Source organism: Stappia sp. (assembly GCF_048268045.1).
In the GTDB taxonomy this organism is placed as follows: domain Bacteria; phylum Pseudomonadota; class Alphaproteobacteria; order Rhizobiales; family Stappiaceae; genus Stappia.
In genome coordinates this window covers 353,420-371,510 of the sequence record NZ_JBLWWG010000002.1, presented here as the reverse complement: position 1 = coordinate 371,510, position 18,091 = coordinate 353,420, and the positions used below count along the sequence as shown (strand labels likewise).

17 protein-coding genes are annotated in these 18,091 nt (G+C 67.8%); 10 read left to right on the top strand and 7 right to left on the bottom strand.

What is annotated here, in order from left to right:
• Positions 1 to 2: 2 nt before the first annotated feature.
• A complete protein-coding gene (lptE, locus tag ACN0WF_RS04290) occupies positions 3 to 572 on the bottom strand; it encodes an LPS assembly lipoprotein LptE (RefSeq protein ID WP_417771543.1) in 570 nt (189 codons plus the stop codon).
• Positions 559 to 3,168, bottom strand: coding sequence for a leucine--tRNA ligase (gene leuS, locus ACN0WF_RS04285; RefSeq protein WP_417771542.1), 2,610 nt, complete (start codon positions 3,166 to 3,168; stop codon positions 559 to 561). Before leuS ends, lptE begins: the two co-directional genes overlap by 14 nt.
• A 237-nt stretch (positions 3,169 to 3,405) precedes the next feature.
• Here leuS and ACN0WF_RS04280 point away from each other — a divergent pair, with 237 nt between their 5' ends.
• Complete coding sequence (locus ACN0WF_RS04280; RefSeq protein WP_417771541.1) at positions 3,406 to 4,122, top strand: YggS family pyridoxal phosphate-dependent enzyme; 717 nt, start codon at positions 3,406 to 3,408, stop codon at positions 4,120 to 4,122.
• Between the two features lie 9 nt (positions 4,123 to 4,131).
• Here ACN0WF_RS04280 and ACN0WF_RS04275 read toward each other — a convergent pair whose 3' ends face one another.
• Positions 4,132 to 5,574 carry a TrkH family potassium uptake protein gene (locus ACN0WF_RS04275; protein ID WP_417771540.1) on the bottom strand — a complete coding sequence of 481 codons (1,443 nt, stop codon included), beginning with the start codon at positions 5,572 to 5,574 and terminating at the stop codon, positions 4,132 to 4,134.
• A 562-nt stretch (positions 5,575 to 6,136) separates the two neighbouring features.
• Between ACN0WF_RS04275 and ffh the strand changes: the two genes are divergently transcribed.
• The 4 genes from ffh (at position 6,137) to rimM (ending at position 9,086) form a co-directional block, all read left to right on the top strand.
• Positions 6,137 to 7,642, top strand: coding sequence for a signal recognition particle protein (gene ffh / locus ACN0WF_RS04270; RefSeq protein WP_417771539.1), 1,506 nt, complete (start codon positions 6,137 to 6,139; stop codon positions 7,640 to 7,642).
• Positions 7,639 to 7,956, top strand: a complete 318-nt coding sequence (locus ACN0WF_RS04265; RefSeq protein WP_417771538.1) for a chorismate mutase — start codon at positions 7,639 to 7,641, stop codon at positions 7,954 to 7,956. The genes ffh and ACN0WF_RS04265 overlap by 4 nt, the downstream gene beginning before the upstream one ends.
• Positions 7,957 to 7,988: 32 nt before the next feature.
• On the top strand, positions 7,989 to 8,396 hold the full coding sequence (rpsP, locus tag ACN0WF_RS04260) for a 30S ribosomal protein S16 (protein WP_417771537.1): 408 nt from the start codon (positions 7,989 to 7,991) through the stop codon (positions 8,394 to 8,396).
• A 150-nt stretch (positions 8,397 to 8,546) separates the two neighbouring features.
• On the top strand, positions 8,547 to 9,086 hold the full coding sequence (rimM, locus tag ACN0WF_RS04255) for a ribosome maturation factor RimM (RefSeq protein ID WP_417771536.1): 540 nt from the start codon (positions 8,547 to 8,549) through the stop codon (positions 9,084 to 9,086).
• Here rimM and ACN0WF_RS04250 read toward each other — a convergent pair.
• Positions 9,044 to 9,523, bottom strand: coding sequence for an antibiotic resistance protein VanZ (locus ACN0WF_RS04250; protein ID WP_417771535.1), 480 nt, complete (start codon positions 9,521 to 9,523; stop codon positions 9,044 to 9,046). The genes rimM and ACN0WF_RS04250 overlap by 43 nt on opposite strands.
• Positions 9,524 to 9,627: 104 nt before the next feature.
• On the opposite strand from ACN0WF_RS04250, the gene trmD reads away from it, so the two are divergent.
• A complete protein-coding gene (gene trmD / locus ACN0WF_RS04245; RefSeq protein WP_417771534.1) occupies positions 9,628 to 10,341 on the top strand; it encodes a tRNA (guanosine(37)-N1)-methyltransferase TrmD in 714 nt (237 codons plus the stop codon).
• A gap of 330 nt (positions 10,342 to 10,671) precedes the next feature.
• Entirely contained in the window at positions 10,672 to 11,145 is a 474-nt protein-coding gene (rplS, locus tag ACN0WF_RS04240; RefSeq protein WP_417771533.1) for a 50S ribosomal protein L19, read from the top strand.
• Positions 11,146 to 11,264: 119 nt separating this feature from the next.
• On the opposite strand, the gene ACN0WF_RS04235 is transcribed toward rplS, so the two are convergent.
• The gene (locus tag ACN0WF_RS04235) at positions 11,265 to 12,293 is read right to left on the bottom strand and encodes a cell division protein FtsX (RefSeq protein ID WP_417771532.1); all 1,029 of its coding nucleotides are present in this window, start codon (positions 12,291 to 12,293) and stop codon (positions 11,265 to 11,267) included.
• On the bottom strand, positions 12,286 to 12,945 hold the full coding sequence (ftsE, locus tag ACN0WF_RS04230) for a cell division ATP-binding protein FtsE (RefSeq protein WP_417771531.1): 660 nt from the start codon (positions 12,943 to 12,945) through the stop codon (positions 12,286 to 12,288). The genes ACN0WF_RS04235 and ftsE overlap by 8 nt, the downstream gene beginning before the upstream one ends.
• 241 nt (positions 12,946 to 13,186) lie before the next feature.
• Between ftsE and ACN0WF_RS04225 the strand changes: the two genes are divergently transcribed.
• Genes ACN0WF_RS04225 through ACN0WF_RS04215 form a run of 3 tightly spaced genes read left to right on the top strand, consistent with a single transcriptional unit; the run spans position 13,187 to position 15,222 of the window.
• Positions 13,187 to 14,236 (top strand): MJ0042-type zinc finger domain-containing protein, encoded by a 1,050-nt coding sequence (locus tag ACN0WF_RS04225; protein WP_417771530.1) that lies wholly within the window; start codon positions 13,187 to 13,189, stop codon positions 14,234 to 14,236.
• Between the two features lie 2 nt (positions 14,237 to 14,238).
• Complete coding sequence (gene hpt / locus ACN0WF_RS04220; RefSeq protein ID WP_417771529.1) at positions 14,239 to 14,793, top strand: hypoxanthine phosphoribosyltransferase; 555 nt, start codon at positions 14,239 to 14,241, stop codon at positions 14,791 to 14,793.
• 15 nt (positions 14,794 to 14,808) lie between these two features.
• Positions 14,809 to 15,222: a response regulator gene (locus tag ACN0WF_RS04215; protein ID WP_417771528.1), complete on the top strand. Its 414-nt coding sequence runs from the start codon at positions 14,809 to 14,811 to the stop codon at positions 15,220 to 15,222.
• 236 nt (positions 15,223 to 15,458) lie between these two features.
• Here the strand turns inward: ACN0WF_RS04215 and ACN0WF_RS04210 are convergent, their stop codons facing one another.
• Positions 15,459 to 18,008, bottom strand: coding sequence for a TIGR02302 family protein (locus ACN0WF_RS04210; RefSeq protein WP_417771527.1), 2,550 nt, complete (start codon positions 18,006 to 18,008; stop codon positions 15,459 to 15,461).
• Between the last annotated feature and the right edge of the window lie 83 nt (positions 18,009 to 18,091).

Sequence of the window (18,091 nt, the reverse complement as noted above, 5' to 3'; positions counted from 1 at the left end):
GGTCAGCCGCGCGTGGCGAAAAAGCCCGCGAGCCGTGTCTGCAGATCGCCGGCGACCATCTTGGCCGCCCGGTTCTCCGCGTCGCGCTGGGCCCGCAGGTTGGCGAAACGCTGGCTGGAGAAGTCGAAGGACGCCGAGCCGAAGGCCTTGCCGGTCTTCAGCGTCTTGCCCGTCGCGGCATCGCTCAGCACGTAGCTCGCGTTCACCGTGACCGTATAGGCCGAGGGAACGTCGGCAAGGCGCTCGACACCGATCTCGTTGAGAGGACGGTCGATCAGGATCTTCAGCCGGTAGCGGGTCGGTGCCGCCTCGCGACCGCGCGTGAAGCCGAAGATCAGCTCGTTGCGCAGCACCTGACCGACCCGGTCGAGATCCTCGTCGGAGGCCGTCTCGACAGGGTCGATGTCGATGGCGGCGAGCTCTTGCACCAGCGCCGGCGATCCCGCCGGCATCGACAAGGTGCCGTAGAGCGGACGCACCTGGCAGCCGCCAAGCGCGAGCGCGGCGACGACAAGCGCCGACAGCGCGACATGTCGCGCCAGGCGACGGGAAGCGAGATCAGACGACGACATTCACGATCCTCTGCGGAACGACGATGATCTTGCGCACCGGCTTGCCCTCGAGCGCACGCTGCACCGCCTCAAGCTGCAGCGTAGCCGCTTCGACCTCCTCTTTGGAAGCCTCGCGTGCGACGGTGATGTCGGCGCGCTTCTTGCCGTTGATCTGCACTGGCAGGGTGATGCTCGCCTCGACCAGCAGCGTCTCGTCGACCTCCGGCCATCCGGCCGTTGCCAGCAGCCCCTCGCCGCCCAGCGCAACCCAGCATTCCTCCGCCAGATGCGGCGTCATCGGCGCCATCATCTTGGCCAGGAAGAGCGCGCATTCGCGCACGGCGAAGGCCATGTCATCGTCCTGCGTCCCGCCCTGGAACGCCTTCGACAGCGTGTTGACGAGCTCGTAGAGACGCGCCACCGCCCGGTTGAAGGAAAGCGCCTCGATATCCGAGGAGATCGCCGCACAGGACTTGTGCGTCGCGCGGCGCAAGGCGCTTGCCTCCGCGCCGATGGTCGCCGGACGTTCCGCCGTCGGCACCGCCTCGGCGATCTCGGCAAGCAGGCGCCAGACACGCTGCATGAAGCGCCAGGCGCCCTGCACACCATCCTCGGTCCACTGCACATCGCGCTCCGGCGGGCTGTCGGAGAGCATGAACCAGCGCGCCGTATCGGCGCCATAGGTCTCGATGATGTCCGTCGGATCGACCGTGTTGCGCTTGGACTTCGACATCTTCTCGATGGAGCCGATGGTCACCGGCGAGCCGTCGGCGGCAAGAACGGCGTGCCGCTCCTCGCCTTCGCTCTCGATGCGCACCTCAGCCGGCGACGCCCATGCGCCGCCTGTCGTGCGATAGGTCTCGTGGGTGACCATGCCCTGCGTGAAGAGCCCCTTGAACGGCTCCTTGACGCCGAGATGCCCGGTCACGCTCATCGCCCGCGCGAAGAAACGCGAATAGAGAAGATGCAGGATCGCGTGTTCGATGCCGCCGATATACTGGTCGACGGGCAACCAGGCGTCGGCAACCGCCTTGTCGGTCGGCGTCGCCGCCTTCGGGTCGGTGAAGCGGACGAAGTACCAGGACGAGTCCACGAAGGTGTCCATCGTGTCCGTCTCGCGCCGCCCCGGCTTGCCGCAGTTCGGGCAGGCCACGTTGCGCCAGGTCGGATGACGGTCGAGCGGATTGCCCGGCTTCTCGAAGTCGATGTCGTCGGGCAGGCGGACGGGCAGGTCGGCGACCGGCACCGGCACGACGCCACAGTCGTCGCAGTGGATGACCGGGATCGGGCAGCCCCAGTAGCGCTGGCGCGAGATGCCCCAGTCGCGCAGCCGGTAGTTCACCTGGCGTGCGGCCTGCGGCGCGCCGTCGATCTCCCGCGCCTCGAGGCGCGCGGCAACGGCCTCCTTCGCCTCGGCGATGGAGAGCCCGTCCATGAAGGACGACTTGTAGATGGTGCCCTCTCCGGTGAAGGCCTCTTCGCCGACCTCGAAGGTCGCCGGATCCGCCCCCGTCGGCAGCACCACCGGACGCACCGGCAGCCCATACTTGCGGGCAAAGTCGAGATCGCGCTGGTCATGCGCCGGGCAGCCGAAGATGGCGCCCGTGCCATAATCCATCAGAATGAAGTTGGCGACATAGACCGGCAACTCGATGGAAGGATCGAGCGGATGGGTCACACGCAGCCCGGTATCGACACCGGCCTTCTCGGCCGTCTCGATGGCCTCGGCCGAGGTGCCGATGCGCCGGCACTCCTCGATGAAGGTGGCGATCTTCGGATTGTCCTCGGCCAGCTTCGCCGAGATCGGGTGATCCGGCGACAGGCCCATGAAGGACGCGCCGAACAGCGTGTCCGGCCGGGTGGTGAAGATCTCCAGCGTCGTGTCGCCGGTCGGTGCGGCCTGCGTGAAGGCAAAGCGCACGCGCAGCCCCTCGGAGCGGCCGATCCAGTTCTTCTGCATCAACCGGACCTTCTCCGGCCAGCGATCGAGGTCGTCGAGCGCTGTCAGCAGCTCTTCCGACCATTCGGAGATCTTGAAGAACCATTGGGTCAGCGCGCGCTGCTCGACGAGCGCGCCGGAGCGCCAGCCGCGCCCGTCGATCACCTGCTCGTTGGCGAGCACGGTCATGTCGACCGGATCCCAGTTGACCTTGGAATTCTTGCGATAGGCGAGCCCGGCCTCAAGCAGATCGAGGAACAGGTGCTGCTGCTGGGTGTAATACTCCACGTCGCAGGTCGCGAATTCACGGTTCCAGTCAAGCGACAGGCCCATGATCTTGAGCTGGCCGCGCATGGTCGCGATGTTCTCGTAGGTCCAGTCGCGCGGGTGCACCTTGTTCTGCATGGCGGCATTCTCGGCCGGCATGCCGAAGGCGTCCCAGCCCATCGGATGCAGCACGTTGAAGCCGCGGGCCCGCTTGTAGCGGGCCACGACATCGCCCATGGCGTAGTTGCGCACATGCCCCATGTGGATGCGCCCCGACGGATAGGGGAACATCTCAAGCACATAGTATTTCGGCCGCGGATCGTCGTTCGAGGTGGAGAACACCCCGGCTTCGTCCCAGACCTTCTGCCAGCGGCTTTCCGCCTCGCGGGCGTTGTATCGCTCCGTCGCCATGATTGTGGTTGCTTTTCTCGTGACCATTGCGGGATAGACGTGGCGCGACTGTCACCAGAAATCCGGCCCCGGGTCAACCTGCAAGGCACCCGCCGCCTGCAAGGCCCGTGCCGCGCGCGTCGCCCGTAACCTCCGGATCCGCCCGCCCCCTTGCCCCTGCGACCGGGATGGGGGTATCGGGGAAGGTGGAACGGCACGTTCCCTTAGCCCCCGCGCGAACCCTGTCGAGGTCTTCCAATGAACGCGATCCATTCCGCCGACGATCCGAACCGCCCGGCCGCAGACGACGACGCCGTCGCGCATCTGGCGGAGATCCGGGAGGCGCTCGCCACAGCAGAGCGCGAGGCCGGGCGTAGCGCGGGATCGGCGACGCTGATCGCCGTGTCCAAGACCTTCGAACCGGAGGCGATTCGCCCGGTTCTCGCCGCCGGTCAGCGCGTCTTCGGCGAGAACCGCGTTCAGGAAGCGCAGCGCAAGTGGCCGCAGTTGCGCGAGGAGTTCGACGGCGTGGAGCTTCACCTGATCGGCCCGCTCCAGTCCAACAAGGCGAAGGAGGCGGTCGCCCTCTTCGACGTGATCCACACGATCGACCGGGAGAAGATCGCCCGCGCGCTGAAGGCCGAATGCGAGGCGCAGGGCCGCAATCCGCGCTTCTTCATCCAGGTGAACACTGGCGAGGAGCCACAGAAGGCAGGCGTCGCGCCGGGCGAGGCGGACGCCTTCATCGCCCTGTGCCGCGACGGGCTCGGCCTCGACATCGCCGGCCTCATGTGCATCCCGCCGGCGGATGAGGTCGCCGCGCCGCATTTCGCGCTGCTGGCGAAGATCGCCGCGCGCAACGGTCTTCAGGGCCTGTCGATGGGCATGTCGGCGGACTTCGAAAGCGCCGTGCAGTTCGGCGCGACGCATGTGCGCGTCGGCTCGGCGATCTTCGGCACCCGTCCGAGGCCGTAAGCCGGCGTCCTAGCGTTCCGACCAGAAATCCGGCGTCAGCAGGATGATGCCGGAGAGGATTTCCAGCCGCCCCAGGATCATCTGGAAGGTCAGCAGCAGCTTGACCACATCGGGAAGCGACTGGAACGTGCCGGCCGGCCCGATGATGTCGCCGACGCCCGGGCCGACATTGGCAAGCGCCGTGATCGAGGCGCTGAGGGCCGTCTGCACATCGAGCCCGGCCACCGCGTAGAACAGCGCGAAAATGGCGAATGTTCCCGCGTAGAGCAGCCCGAACACCAGCACGCCCTCGATGATCGACGGGCTGACGGGCTTGCCGTCGTAGCGCGCCTCGACCACCCGGTGTGGGCTCAGCATGCCTTTCAGCAGCGCGCGGATGAAATTGATCAGCAGCAGCACGCGGAACGCCTTGAAGCCGCCCGAGGTCGAGCCGCTGCAGCCGCCGAGGAACGTCAGCAGGAAGAACAGCGCGATCGCCAGATTGCCCCATTGCAGGTAATCGCCGGCGGCGTAGCCCGTTGTCGTGATGATCGACACCACATGAAAGACGGAGAGCGTCAGGTGGTGGAAGGGATCGCCCCTGTCGTGCAGGTGCAGGGCGATGAAGGCGCCGATGCTGAAGGCGGCGACCAGCCCGAGGAAGAAGATCACCTGGCGCGAGTCGCGCACCTCCCGCCGCTCCGCGAGCTTGATCAGAAACAGGAACGGCAGGCTCGACAGCAGCATGAAGACGCTGGAGATCCAGTAGATCGTCAGGCTGTTGAACTGCCCCATGGAGCTGTCCGACGTGGAGAAGCCGCCCGTCGAGACCGTCGACATGGCGTGGTTGATCGCCTGGAACGCCGTCATTCCGGCGAGGTAGTAGAGCAGCGTGCTCGACAGGGTGAGCGTTCCGTAGAGCAGCAGCAGGCGGATCAGGAAGGGCTCGAAACGGCCGTAGGGCTTGGAGTTCGTCTCCGAGGATTCGATGGAAAAGAGCTGCGACCCGCCGACCCGAAGCCCCGGCAGCAGCCAGATGCCGAGCACGACGATGCCGATGCCGCCGATCCATTGCAGCAGCGAGCGCCACAGCAGGATGCCGGGCGGCATGGAATCGAGACCGCTCAGCACCGTCGCGCCGGTCGTCGTCAGGCCCGAGGTCGCCTCGAAAAGCGCATCGATGAAGGAGATCTGCAGCCCGCTCAGCCACAGCGGCAAGGCTCCGGCGATGCCGAAGGTGATCCACGCCGCGTTGACGAAAATCAGCGTCTCGCGGACGGTGAACCGGCTCTGGCCGCGCAGGAACGCGGCCGTCGCCACGCCACCGGTGCAGCCGACGACGAGCGCCGACACGGTGAACACGACCCAGTCCGGATTGCCCGACATGAGATCGGCACCGGCGGGAATTAGCATGAAGAAGGCAATCAGGATCATCAGACGCCCGATGGGCAGCGCGACGGCTCTCAGGTCCATAACGGGGTTCCCGGATCCCTGCGTCTCGAAGCGAACCGCACCATCTGTGCAAGGCGCGGGCGCTCGTGTGCGAACGACGTTTCCCGACCTCCCCCCGGGCACAAGATACGCGGGGCGCGCCTTATGCCCGTGCGCAACAGGTGCCGGTCACGGTGGCCGCATCATCCGCTTTTCGCGTCCGAATTCAAGCGGAATGCACGCGGCGTCCGACGGCAACCGTCGCCGCGCGATGGCGACGGCGGCGGCGACCGGGCAACCGGGATTGCGATCGGGCGCCGCTTTTTCTTGACTTCACGCGGCGTATGCGCCTATCTCGCACCGAAAATTTCGAAAGATTGTCCAGATTTCGATCCGCCTACCGGGACCCGCGAAGGTCTAAAGAGTTCCCGGAGGTCAACACCCGACAGCGCGATGCGCCCTCGGGTGTCACATCGCTTTGCGCGATCGGAATGGGCGTCTTTTTCCGAGCGACGGCGGCGGGCCCCGGTCCGGCCAATGTCAGACACCAACGACGCCAGGTCATCGGGGCCGGGCCGACACGACGGGATCCAAGGACCGCGACATGTTCGAAAGTCTGTCCGATCGCCTGAGCGGCATTCTCGACAAGCTGACCCGGCGCGGCGCGCTGTCGGAAGCCGATGTCTCCGAGGCGCTGCGCGAGGTTCGCCGCGCCCTGATCGAGGCCGACGTCGCGCTGCCGATCGTCAAGTCCTTCACCGACAAGGTGCGTTCGCGCGCCGTCGGTCAGGAAGTGCTCAAGTCGGTCACCCCCGGCCAGCAGGTCGTCAAGATCGTCCACGACCAGCTCGTGGAGATGCTGGGCTCGCAGGCCGAGCCGCTCGACCTCAACGCGCCCGCTCCCTTCGCCGTCATGATGGTCGGCCTGCAGGGGTCGGGCAAGACCACCTCCACCGCCAAGATTGCCCTGCGCCTGACGAAGAACGACAAGCGCAAGGTTCTGATGGCCTCGCTCGACACCCGCCGTCCGGCGGCGCAGGAGCAGCTCAAGGTGCTCGGCGAGCAGAACGGCATCGACACGCTGCCGATCGTCGCCGGCCAGAACCCGGTACAGATCGCCAACCGCGCGATGACGGCGGCCCGCCTCGGCGGCTACGACATCGTCATGCTCGACACCGCCGGCCGCACGCACATCGATGAGCCGCTGATGCTCGAGATGGCGGAGATCAAGGCGGCGACGACGCCGCACGAGATCCTGCTCGTCGCCGACAGCCTCACCGGTCAGGACGCGGTCAACCTCGCCACCTCCTTCGACGAGCGCGTCGGCATCACCGGCATCGTGCTCACGCGAATGGACGGCGACGGCCGCGGCGGCGCGGCCCTGTCGATGCGCGCGGTCACCGGCAAGCCGGTCAAGCTCGTCGGCACCGGCGAAAAGTCGGACGCGATGGAGGAATTCCATCCCTCCCGCATCGCCGACCGCATTCTGGGCATGGGCGACATCGTTTCCCTGGTCGAGAAGGCCGCCCGCGAGATCGACCAGGCCGAGAGCGCCCGCATGGCGGCGAAGATGCAAAAGGGCATCTTCGACCTGCAGGACCTCGCCGACCAGCTTCGCCAGATGGAAAAGCTCGGCGGCATGTCGGGGATCATGGGCATGATGCCCGGCGTCGGCAAGATGAAGAAGCAGATGGGCGCGGCCAATCTCGACGACAAGGTGATCAAGCGCCAGGTCGCGATCATCCAGTCGATGACCCCGCGCGAGCGGAGCAAGCCTGAGCTGCTCAAGGCGAGCCGCAAGAAGCGCATCGCCGCCGGCTCCGGCGTCGACGTCGCCGATGTCAACAAGCTGCTCAAGATGCATCGGCAGATGGCCGACATGATGAAGCAGATGGGCAAGGGCAAGGGTCTGCTCGGCAAGATGATGGGCGGCATGGGCATGCCCGGCGGCGGTGCCGGCGGCGGCATGCCCCAGATCGATCCGAAAGAGCTGGAGAAGCTTGCCCAGTCCGGCCAGCTTCCCGGCGGCATGCCCGGCCTTCCCGGCGGCCTCGGCAAGATGCCGGGCCTTGGCGGCCTTCCCGGCTTTGGAGGGGGAAAGAAGAAATGACCGACAGCGCCGAGACCCTGCTCGACACCAAATCCGATGCGCTTGAAGAGCTCCAGCGCCTGCGCGGCTCCATCGACAACATCGATGCGGCCCTCGTGCACATGCTGGCCGAGCGCTTCAAGTGCACCCAGAAGGTGGGCGTCCTCAAGGCCCATTACCAGCTTCCGCCCGCCGATCCGGCGCGCGAGGAAAGGCAGATCGAACGTCTGCGCTCCCTGGCAAGGGACGCCAATCTCGATCCCGACTTCGCGGAGAAGTTCCTGACCTTCATCGTCAAGGAAGTGATCCGCCACCATGAAGCCATGCGCCGCTGATCGGCGTCTTTGATCAAACAGGAGAAACCCAGATGGCCCTCAAGATTCGTCTCGCCCGCGGTGGCGCCAAGAAGCGTCCGTTCTACCGCATCGTCATCGCCGACGTCCGCTCGCCGCGCGACGGCCGCTTCATCGAGAAGGTCGGCGCCTACAACCCGATGCTGCCGAAGGACGACGCCAACCGCGTCCAGCTCGACGTCGAGCGCATCCAGCATTGGATGAGCCACGGTGCCAAGCCGACCGACCGCGTGCTTCGCTTCCTCGACGCCGCCGGCCTGCTGAAGCGCGACGCGCGCAACAACCCGCAGAAGGCCGAGCCGGGCCAGAAGGCCAAGGAGCGCGTCGAGGCGCGCCGCCAGGCCGAGGAAGAGGCCGCAGCGCCCGCCGCCGAGGCCGCCGCAGCACCGGCCGAGGCCGCTGAGGAAGCCGCCGCCGAATAAGGCGGACGCACAGCATCCGCACAAGCGCAGCCCCGGCCGGTCTCACCGGCCGGGTTTGCCGTTTTCAGGGCACAGGGCCACGCGGCCCGCGCGGCGGCCTTGCCAGCGAGCCCGTTCCGTTCCCTATCTCGAAGAAGAAGTGAGACGCCGGTGTCCACCGACCGCATCCTGATCGCCCGCATCGGCGCCGCGCACGGCGTGCGCGGCGAGGTCCGGGTCAAGCCCTTCGGCGACGACCCGCTCTCCTTCGCCGACTATGGCCCGCTGGAGACGGCGGATCGCAAGCGCACGCTCGAGGTGGTCGCCGCCCGCGTGCAGAAAACCGTGGTCGTCACCCGTTTCGCCGGCATCGACGACCGCAACGCCGCCGAGGCCCTCAACGGTCTCGACCTCTACGTTCCCCGCTCCGCGCTTCCCGAGCTCGACGACGAGGACGAATTCTATCATGCCGACCTGCTCGGCCTCACGGCGGTGACGCCGGAGGGCGAAACGCTCGGCCGGATTGTCGCCCTGCCCGACTTCGGCGCGGGAACCCTGCTGGAAATCCGCCCGGAGGCGGAAGTCTCCTATTATGTGCCCTTCACCCGCGCCGTGGTGCCCCGGATCGACCTGGCCTCAGGCCGCGTGACCGTGGTCGCGCCGGACGATCACGCCGACGACGAGGAAGACGGCGAGGCGGCGCGCGACTGAGCGGGCTCGGCCGCATGCAGATCCGCGGTCTGGGCGTCGCTCAGCGCGGCCCGCGTCTCGGACCGGATCAGCAGGATCGCCACGACGACGATCGTCACGCCGACCGTGTTGGCCGCGATATCCAGCAGCGAGGCCTCATGGTTCGGCATCAGGCCCTGAAGCCCCTCGCCGACAATGCCCATCGCCATCGCGGCGCCGGCGGAGATCCGCAGCCGGCAGCAGAAGAAGGCATGGATCGCAAGCGTCAGCATGCCGAAGAAGATCAGGTGCTGAACCTTGTCCCAGGGATGGGTGATGCCGGTGTTGAAGACGAGACCGGCGAGCAGCCCGTATCCAAGGAGCACGGCCAGCGGCAGGACCCGCGACAGCGACAGGTCCATGTAGTGGCGCTCGACGGCGCGACGGACGAAGCGCGTGAGCGCGAAAATGGACGGCATGGAAGGCTCCCTTGGCAGAGCCGGAGAATACCGGCCGTACCGTTAATCAAAGGTATCGCGACGGCCTGCGGCCCGCGTATCGGGAAGGCCATGAAAGGGTGACCATGGGTTTCGACGCCACCGTGCTGACGCTCTATCCGGAGATGTTTCCCGGCCCGCTCGGCGCATCGCTCAGCGGCCGCGCGCTGGAACGTGGCGACTGGTCGCTCGCCGCCCGCCAGATCCGCGATCACGCGCACGACCGGCACCGCTCGGTCGACGACACCCCGGCCGGCGGCGGTGCCGGCATGGTGCTGCGCGCCGACATCCTCGCCGCCGCCATCGACGCGGAAAGTGCCGCCGACGATCCCCGGCCGCGCCTGCTGATGAGCCCGCGCGGCAAGCCGCTCGACCAGGCCCGCGTGCGCGCGCTCGCGTCAGGACCGGGCGCCGTCATCGTCTGCGGCCGGTTCGAGGGCGTCGACCAGCGCGTCATCGAGGCGCGCCGGCTGGAGGAAGTCTCCATCGGCGACTACATCCTCTCCGGCGGCGAGATCGCCGCCATGGTGCTGCTCGACGCCATCGTCCGGCTTCTGCCCGGCGTCATGGGCAATGCCGAGAGCGGCACCCACGAGAGCTTCGAGACCGGCCTGCTCGAGCACCCCCATTACACCCGCCCGCGCGACTTCGAGGGGCGCGGCATTCCCGAGATCCTGACCTCGGGCGACCATGCCCGCATCGACGCCTGGCGCCGCCAGCAGGCCGAGGAGCTCACCCGCGAGCGCCGCCCCGACCTGTGGGCGGCGCATCAGGCCCGCGCGCACGCGCCGAAGCGCTGAAATCCGCGCCTTTCCGGCAAAAAGGGCATGACAAGCGCGCCCGTTTGCGATAGAGAGCGCACCACTCGGGTGCCGTTTGGTGCCGCGTGCCGTTTTTCCTGTGCAAGGAGTGATCGTCGAGATCCCCTCCCTGGACCGGAAGGGAGTGTCGAGACCTCGCCGCAAGGCTGATGGCCCGGCCGACCCGCAGCCCGGCACGCGCGACAAGCGACAGACCGGAACTGATTTCGCTCCCGGACACGATCCGGATTGGCCAAAACACGGTGAATTCGCCCCCGCGGCTTGATCGCAGGCGGGCGCTCTGACCGCTCAAAAGCAGAAGGCAGTGCCATGAACATCATCGAGCAAATCAACGCCGAGGAAATGGCGAAGATCGAAGGCGCACGCAAGCTCCCTCCGTTTTCTCCGGGCGACACGATCCGCGTCAACGTGCGCGTGACGGAAGGCACCCGTACCCGTACGCAGGCCTATGAAGGCGTCTGCATCGCGCGTTCGGGCGGCGGCATCAACGAGAGCTTCACCGTCCGCAAGATCTCCTACGGCGAAGGCGTGGAGCGCGTGTTCCCGATCTTCTCGCCGATGCTCGAGGGCGTCGAGGTCGTGCGTCGCGGCAAGGTGCGTCGCGCCAAGCTCTATTACCTGCGCGGTCGCCGCGGCAAGTCGGCCCGTATCGTCGAGGCCACCAACACGCGCGCCCGTCGCCTGAACGACGACATGAAGGCCGAGCTCGCCTCCGCCAAGGCCGCCAAGGAGGCCGAGGCCGCCGCTGCCAAGGCCGCCGCTGCCGAAGCCGCTTCGGAATAAGCCGCAAGGCGCTTCTCCGGAACCTTCCGGAAAGCAGAAATCGCAAAGCCCCCCGCCTCTGCCGAGGCGGGGGGCTTTTTCGTTTCCCTCGAAGTTTCACGAAGACCGGCGCGGCGCGCTCAGTCCAGCCGGGCGAGATGGGTGCGCACCGCAATCCGCGAGGTTGCCGCCGTCAGAACCGTGACGAGGAAGATGATGGCCAGCACCCCGAGATAGCCCGCGACCCCGACCGAGAGGTCGCCGAACAGGCCCACGGCCTGGGAGACGCCGGCCGAGGTGGCCCCGTCCTCGGACACGAGACCGAGCACCAGGAAGACCAGGCAGGCGGCAAACCCGCCGGCGACGCCGCCGCGCAGGCCGAGCAGCAGAAAGTGCCGCTGGAACTCGCGTGCGATGAAATTGTCCTCAGCGCCAACGAAATGCAGCACCTCGACCACGTCGCGGTTTCCCGCCATGGCCGCGCGCGTCGCGAAGACGACGGAAAGAACCATCGAGGCCAGCACCAGCACCAGGATCGCCACGCCGCCGGCGACGACCGCATTCGCCATGGCCGCGAGGCGGTCGGTCCACAGGGCGTGATCGTCGACGCTGGCGCCGCGCACGTCGGCGGCGACCGCCTGGCGCAGGGCGGCCAGGTCGAAGGCGCGCCCGTCGTCGATCTGCACCTGGATCAGGCGCGGCACCGGCAGGCTCTCCAGATCGAGCCCGGAGCCGAGCCAGGGCTGCAGAAGGTCGCGCGTCTCGCCATCGGACAGGGCGTGAACGCCGCCGACGCCCGGCTGCGCCTTCGCCGCGGCGATGGCCTTCTCGATCTCGCGCAGCATGTCGACGCCCTCGGCCGGGCGGATCTGGATCGTCACCTCGCGAAGCAGGTCGTTCGACCAGGCGTTGGCGGCATCGTTGACGACGGTCACCGCGCCAATCGTCAGGCAGGCGAGGAAACTCATGATCGCGACCACAAGGGTCAGCGCCCGCCCGGCGACCGCCTGCGGCGGCACGATCTGCGCCGGCGCGCGCAGCGCCTCGGACTTGGCGCGGGGCTTGCGCCGGCGCACCCCGGCGCGCGGCAGCGTGCCGCCGCGGCGGCCCTGGCCGGACCGCTCCGGGTGCTCGTCCTTGCGCGTCGGCGGGGGGATCTCGTCAGTCATTGATCTGCAGCCGTCCTTCGCGCAGTTCCAGCCGGCGGGCCGACACCTGTTCCATCAGGGCAAGGTCGTGAGTGGCGATGACAACGGAGGTGCCCAGCCGGTTGAGCTCGATGAACAACCGGAGCAGGCGGCGGGCCAGCGGCGGATCGACGTTGCCGGTCGGCTCGTCCGCAAGCAGCACCTCGGGCCGGGTGATGAGCGCGCGAGCGATCGCCGCGCGCTGCTTCTCGCCGCCCGAAAGCACCGGTGGCAGCACGTGCATGCGCTCGCCCAGGCCCACCCACTTCAACAGCTCGACCACATCTCCGCGATATTGCCCCTCCTCCTGTCCGAGCACGCGCAGCGGCAGCGCGACATTCTCGTAGGTGGTGAGATGGTCGAGCAGGCGGAAGTCCTGGAAGACGATGCCGATGCGCCGCCGCAGAGCCGGAAGCTGGCTCTTCTGCAGCGCCGAGGTCTCCTTGTCGAAGGCCGTGATGAGACCGCGCGTCGGGCGCAGCGACAGGAACAGAAGCCGCATCAGACTAGTCTTGCCGGCGCCGGAAGGACCGGTCAGGAACTGGAACGACTGCGGCGTGATGTCGAAACTCAGGTCCCGCAGGACTTCCGGCCCCATGCCGTAGCGCAGGCCAACATTCTCGAAACGGATCACGGCAACCTCTCGATGGCGGATCGGGCGACGCTATCGCGGCGCGATTAACGCTTCATTAACGATATGCGGGCGTCATGGTGACATGTCGGCGAACGCCGCGTGGCGTGGCCCGCGCGGCGGCGTGCCTGTCGCCGTTTGCGGTGTGTTTACGGTCCATAGGCAGAATGTAGCGGATCGTCGGGGCATTGGAAGGCGAAGTCCCGGCCTCCCGCTTTGTGGATGATACGAGGCCGTTTCCACAATGAAGATCACCTGCCCCGACTGCGCAACCTCCTACAGGGTGAGCGACATGCTCATCGGACCCGAAGGGCGCAACGTGAAATGCGCGCGCTGCGGTGCGCGCTGGACCGCGCACGAGGAGGACGACACCGCGTCCATCGAGACGGATCTGCCGGCAACGGCAAGCGACGCGCGCGTTCCGGAGATGGCCGAGGCGATGGCGGGCGCCGCGGCAAAAGGTCCCTCCGCCGACGATCCACTCTCAAGCGACGATGACGACGACAGCGTGTCGGACGACGACTGGGGTGCGGCCATGGCAGAGGCCGCGCCAGCCGACACCGACACTTTCGACATCGACAGCGACACGCAGGAAAACGACACGCCTGGCGGCGATGATGCCACGTTCGACAGCGGCGACGCCCTCATGAGCGTCGACTTCGATGCGGATGGCGGTCCGGGTGATGGCGCGAATGTCTCCGATGGCGAGGACGACGACGGGAACAAGCCGGTCGACATCGAGACCCTTGCCCGCCGCCCCAAGATCCAGCACAGGCCACGTGAGGACGAGCCGGCGCTGCGCCGCCTGGCGAAGGGCGCCGTTGCACGCGCCCGCCACGTCCACCCACGGCGGGTGGTTGGCGCCGGCATCCTCATCGCCGCGCTGTCGCTGTTCGCACTGGCCGTCGTGCTGCGCACGCCGATCGTCGCGCGGTTCCCCGACCTCGCCGGCCTCTACGCGCTCGCCGGCTTCGAGGTCAATCTGCGCGGCCTCGAGTTCCGCGATCTCAGGACGTTCCGCGAGCTCGACAATGGCGCGATCGTCCTCGTCATCGAGGGCACCGTGGCCAACGTCACGGACAAGGATGTCTATGTTCCCGCCGTCCGCTTCGCACTGCGCAGCGAAGACGCGCAGGAGATCTACGCCTGGGTGGTCGAGCCCCGCGCACGCCGCCTCGACAAGGGCGAAACCACCCGTATCAGAACCCGCCTCGCCTCCCCGCCGGACCTCGCGGCCGGCATCCTGGTCCGCTTCGTGGACCGCGGGCGAGCCCAGAACGCAAAACTCAGGTAGCAATGAACGCAGGACCGGATATCCGCACGCTCTTCGACGAGAAGGCCATCGCCACCCGTGTCGAAGCCATCGCCGACCAGATCGCCGCCACCCGGCCGGACCGGCTTCTCGTCGTCGCCGTGCTGAAGGGCAGCTTCATGTTCGCCGCCGACCTCGTGCGGGCCATGCACCGGGTCGGGCTCGAGCCGGAAATGGAGTTCATCCACCTGTCGAGTTACGGGGCGGGAACCGAGTCAAGGGAAATTCGCGTCCTGCGCGACGTGGAGAGCGATGTCGCCGGTCGGGATGTGATTCTCGTGGATGACATCCTGGAAAGTGGAAGAACGTTAGCATTTGCACGGGACCGACTCACCGAACGGGGCGCAAGATCCGTTCGGGTCGCGGCGCTGCTCGACAAACCCATGCGCCGCAAATCCGCCATTTCTGCGGATTATCTCGGATTCGAGTGTCCGGATCGATTCGTTGTCGGATACGGGATGGATATGGGCCACAAGTGGCGCCAACTTCCCTTTATCGGCTACGTCGTCCAGGGCGACGAACCTGACGCGGACGCTTGAGAACCGGAGAGGGACATGGCTCACATTCTGATTGCCGAGGACGACGAAGCCGTTCGCAGCTTCGTGAAGCGCGCGCTGGAGCTGGACGGTCACTCCGTCGTCGCCCATGAGGACGGGGCTGCGGCGGCCGACGAGCTGACACGCGAGAAAGGTCGGTTCGACCTGATCCTCTCCGACATCAAGATGCCGGTCATGGACGGCATTGCCTTCGCGCTGATCGCCGCCCGCGACTATCCGCAGATCCCGATCCTGCTGATGACCGGCTTCGCCGACCAGCGCGAACGCGCCAACGGACTGGATGCGCTCATCCACGACGTGGTGACCAAGCCCTTCTCGCTCGCCGAGATCCGCCGGGCGGTTTCCGATGCACTGCAGGGCATCCTGCGCGAGGAAAGCCTCAGCACCGGCGCCATCCGCCGCTACGCCTGACGGCCGCACGGCCCCGGGGCCGGGACCGGGGGAGACAAGGCAGGAATTGCGGGCAGGCGCCCCTCTCCGCGCCGCCCGGACCCCTGTCTTTCCGTCTCTCGCACGTCTTGCCAGCATGCCGACACGACAAGGCCGCCACAGCACAAGCTGCGGCGGCCTTGTCGTTTGTGCGGTCTTCGCGAGGCCTCCTGGGCTCCAGCGAAAATCAAGCGTGAACGCTCCGCGCCGGTGCCGGATCAGTAGCGCCGAAGCAAGCGCTCCAGATAGTCGAGCTCCAGCGGCGGCCGCCCGGGATCGGAGAAGCGGCGCCGCAGCTCCTCCAGAATGCGGCGCGCGCGCTGCACGTCGATCTCGTCGGGAACCTTCACCCGGTCGCCGAAGTCGGGACCGTCGGTGCGACGCGGCCGGCCGAGCGGATCCTCGTCCCTCGGACCGCCCGGACGCCCGGCCATGCCCTGTCCCTGGCCGAGCATCTGCTCGGCAAGACCCTGCGCGCCCTGCCGGAGCGCGTCGAGGGCATTGCCCTGCTGGCCGACGGCCTCGCCGGTCTGCCCCTTGCCGAGGCTGTCTCGGGCATTGCCCATTTCCTCGCCCGCCCGGCCGAGCGGCTCATTCTGCGTCATGCCGTTCTGGGCCATCTGGTCGAGCAGTTTCTGCAGCTGCTCGCCAAGCTCGCCCTGTCCCTGCTGGAGCTGCTTGAGCGCCTCTGCCAGCTCCTCGGGCGACATCTGCCCGTCGCCGCCCTGCTGGGCCTGATCCTCGCCGTCCTGCCCCTGCCCCAGCCGCTGTTCGCCCTCTCGCTCGCCGTTCTGGCGGTCGGCGCGGCTGGTCTCGTCCATGAGCTGCTGCTGGCGCTGGATCATCTCGCCCAGCTGATTGAGCGCCTCCATCATCTCCTGGCTCATGCCTTCCGGCATCCGCTGCGGCCTGCCGGCCTGCAGGTTCTCGAGCATCTGCTGCATCTGCGCCAGAAGCTCGCGCGCCGCGTCGCGCGAGCCGGTGCGTGCCAGCTCCTCGATCTTGTCGAGCATGTTCTGCAGGTCCTGCGGACGCATGGTGCGCGCGTTCGGATCCATCGGCTGCATGGCCTGCGGCGACTGCTGGCGCATCTGCTCGGCGAGCGCCTGGAGATAATCCTTGAGCGCCTCGCGCAGCTCCTGCGTCAGGCGGGCGATCTCTTCCTCCGGGGCGCCCTCTTCCAACGCCTTGCGAAGAGCCTCCTGCGCGTCGCGCAGCGCCTTTTCGGCAACGGACAGATCGCCGTCCTCGATGGTCAGCGCAAGCTCCCACATCAGGTCGACCAGCTCGCGCAGGGAGTCGTCGGTCCGCGCCCTGACCAGCAGCCCGCGCACGAACTTCATGCCGAGATAGGTCTTGGCACCGTCGTCGAACACTTCGGGCGCCAGCATCAGCGCATCGAAGGCGTCCACCACCCGCACCTGCGCATTGGCATCGAGGGCGAGATTCCGTCGCTGTTCGACGACCGCCCGCGCCAGCGGCTTGGCGAAGCGGCGCTGCGGCAGGGTGAAGCGATGTGGAGGCGACTGGCCGGTCTGGCCGGCGTGATCGCGCGCATTGAGCAGGATCTCGACTTCGGACCCGGCGAACGGGTGGCTCGTCAGGTCGCGGATGGTCTCGCCCGTACCCGAATGCCGCTCGCCGGCCGGCAGGGAGAGGGGAAAGGCCGGTGCCTCGACCAGCGGCCGGGGGCGTGTCGTGCTGTCAGGCACGCGCGGCCGCACCGGGCTGATCTCGGCATCCGCCGCCACGATGCCGTTGTCGTCCTCGGCAAGATAGGTGAACTTGACCGCGCCGCTGAGCTGCTCCTCCGGGTCGTTGAGAAGACGGATCGTCGGCGCTTCGTCCGGTTCGACAGCGATCTGCCAGGTCTCCACGACCTTGCCGCCATCGCGGATCTCGAGATCCGCCGATGCCTCGAGCCGCTCGGCAAAGCGCAGGGCTCCCGCGGCATCGCCCGGTTCCGCGGCAAGCGCGCTGCGCGCGCCGCCAGCGACCGCCGCCGCCGTCACCAGCGCCACCTCGACATCGGGTGCGCCAAGCGCACGCACGGTGAGTTCGCTGCCCTCCGGCACGCTGATCGCCCCGGTCCGGTCGCGCAGCGAGGCGGTCGCGCCGGTCAGGAACACCGGAGCGCGGCCCGTATAGGCTGGCGGCGTGATCCAGGCATCGATGCGCAAGGGGACAGCCGGCACGGCCGCGCCGGCCATGCCCAGCGGTGACAGCCGCTGCCAGCGCTCGCCCTCGGCGACGAAGAAGCCGACAAGCAGCAGCATCGCCGCGACCGCGCGAAGCCCCCAGGGATCGCCGCGAAAGGCCTGCGGCTCTGGAAGTCCGGCGCGCAGCCCGGCAAGCGCCGCGCGCGCCCGGCGTCGATGGAGCTGCCAGAGCGCCTGTGTTTCCGGCGTTGCCTCGGTGGAAAAAAGCCGATCGTCGAGCGCCGTCAGCGGATGATGCGAGAGCCCGGAAGCGCGTTCGACCCGGGAAAGCCCCTCCGCCCGCGCCGGCCAGCGAACGCGCGCCATCGGACGGGCCAGCCAGACGGCGGCCGCGATAAAGGCAAGCGTTGCGGGAAGCGAGAGCCAGACGGGAAGAAACGACCAGAGGCCGACCCAGCCAAGACCGACGTAGAGCGCCACGACGATGGCGACATTGTGCAGCGGCGGCCAGACCCGCTCCCACCATAGCGCCGCGCGCGCGCGGGCAACGGCCCACGCGATGCGATGCGTCGTCGTGTCGTCAGCTGGGGCGTTTCTCGCCTCGTTCACCTGGCATGCCTCCGCGACCGAACCCGTTCGACCAGACTTCAGCCCCCGCCCGCATGCGCCCTTCCGCGCCAAACGCGCGAAAG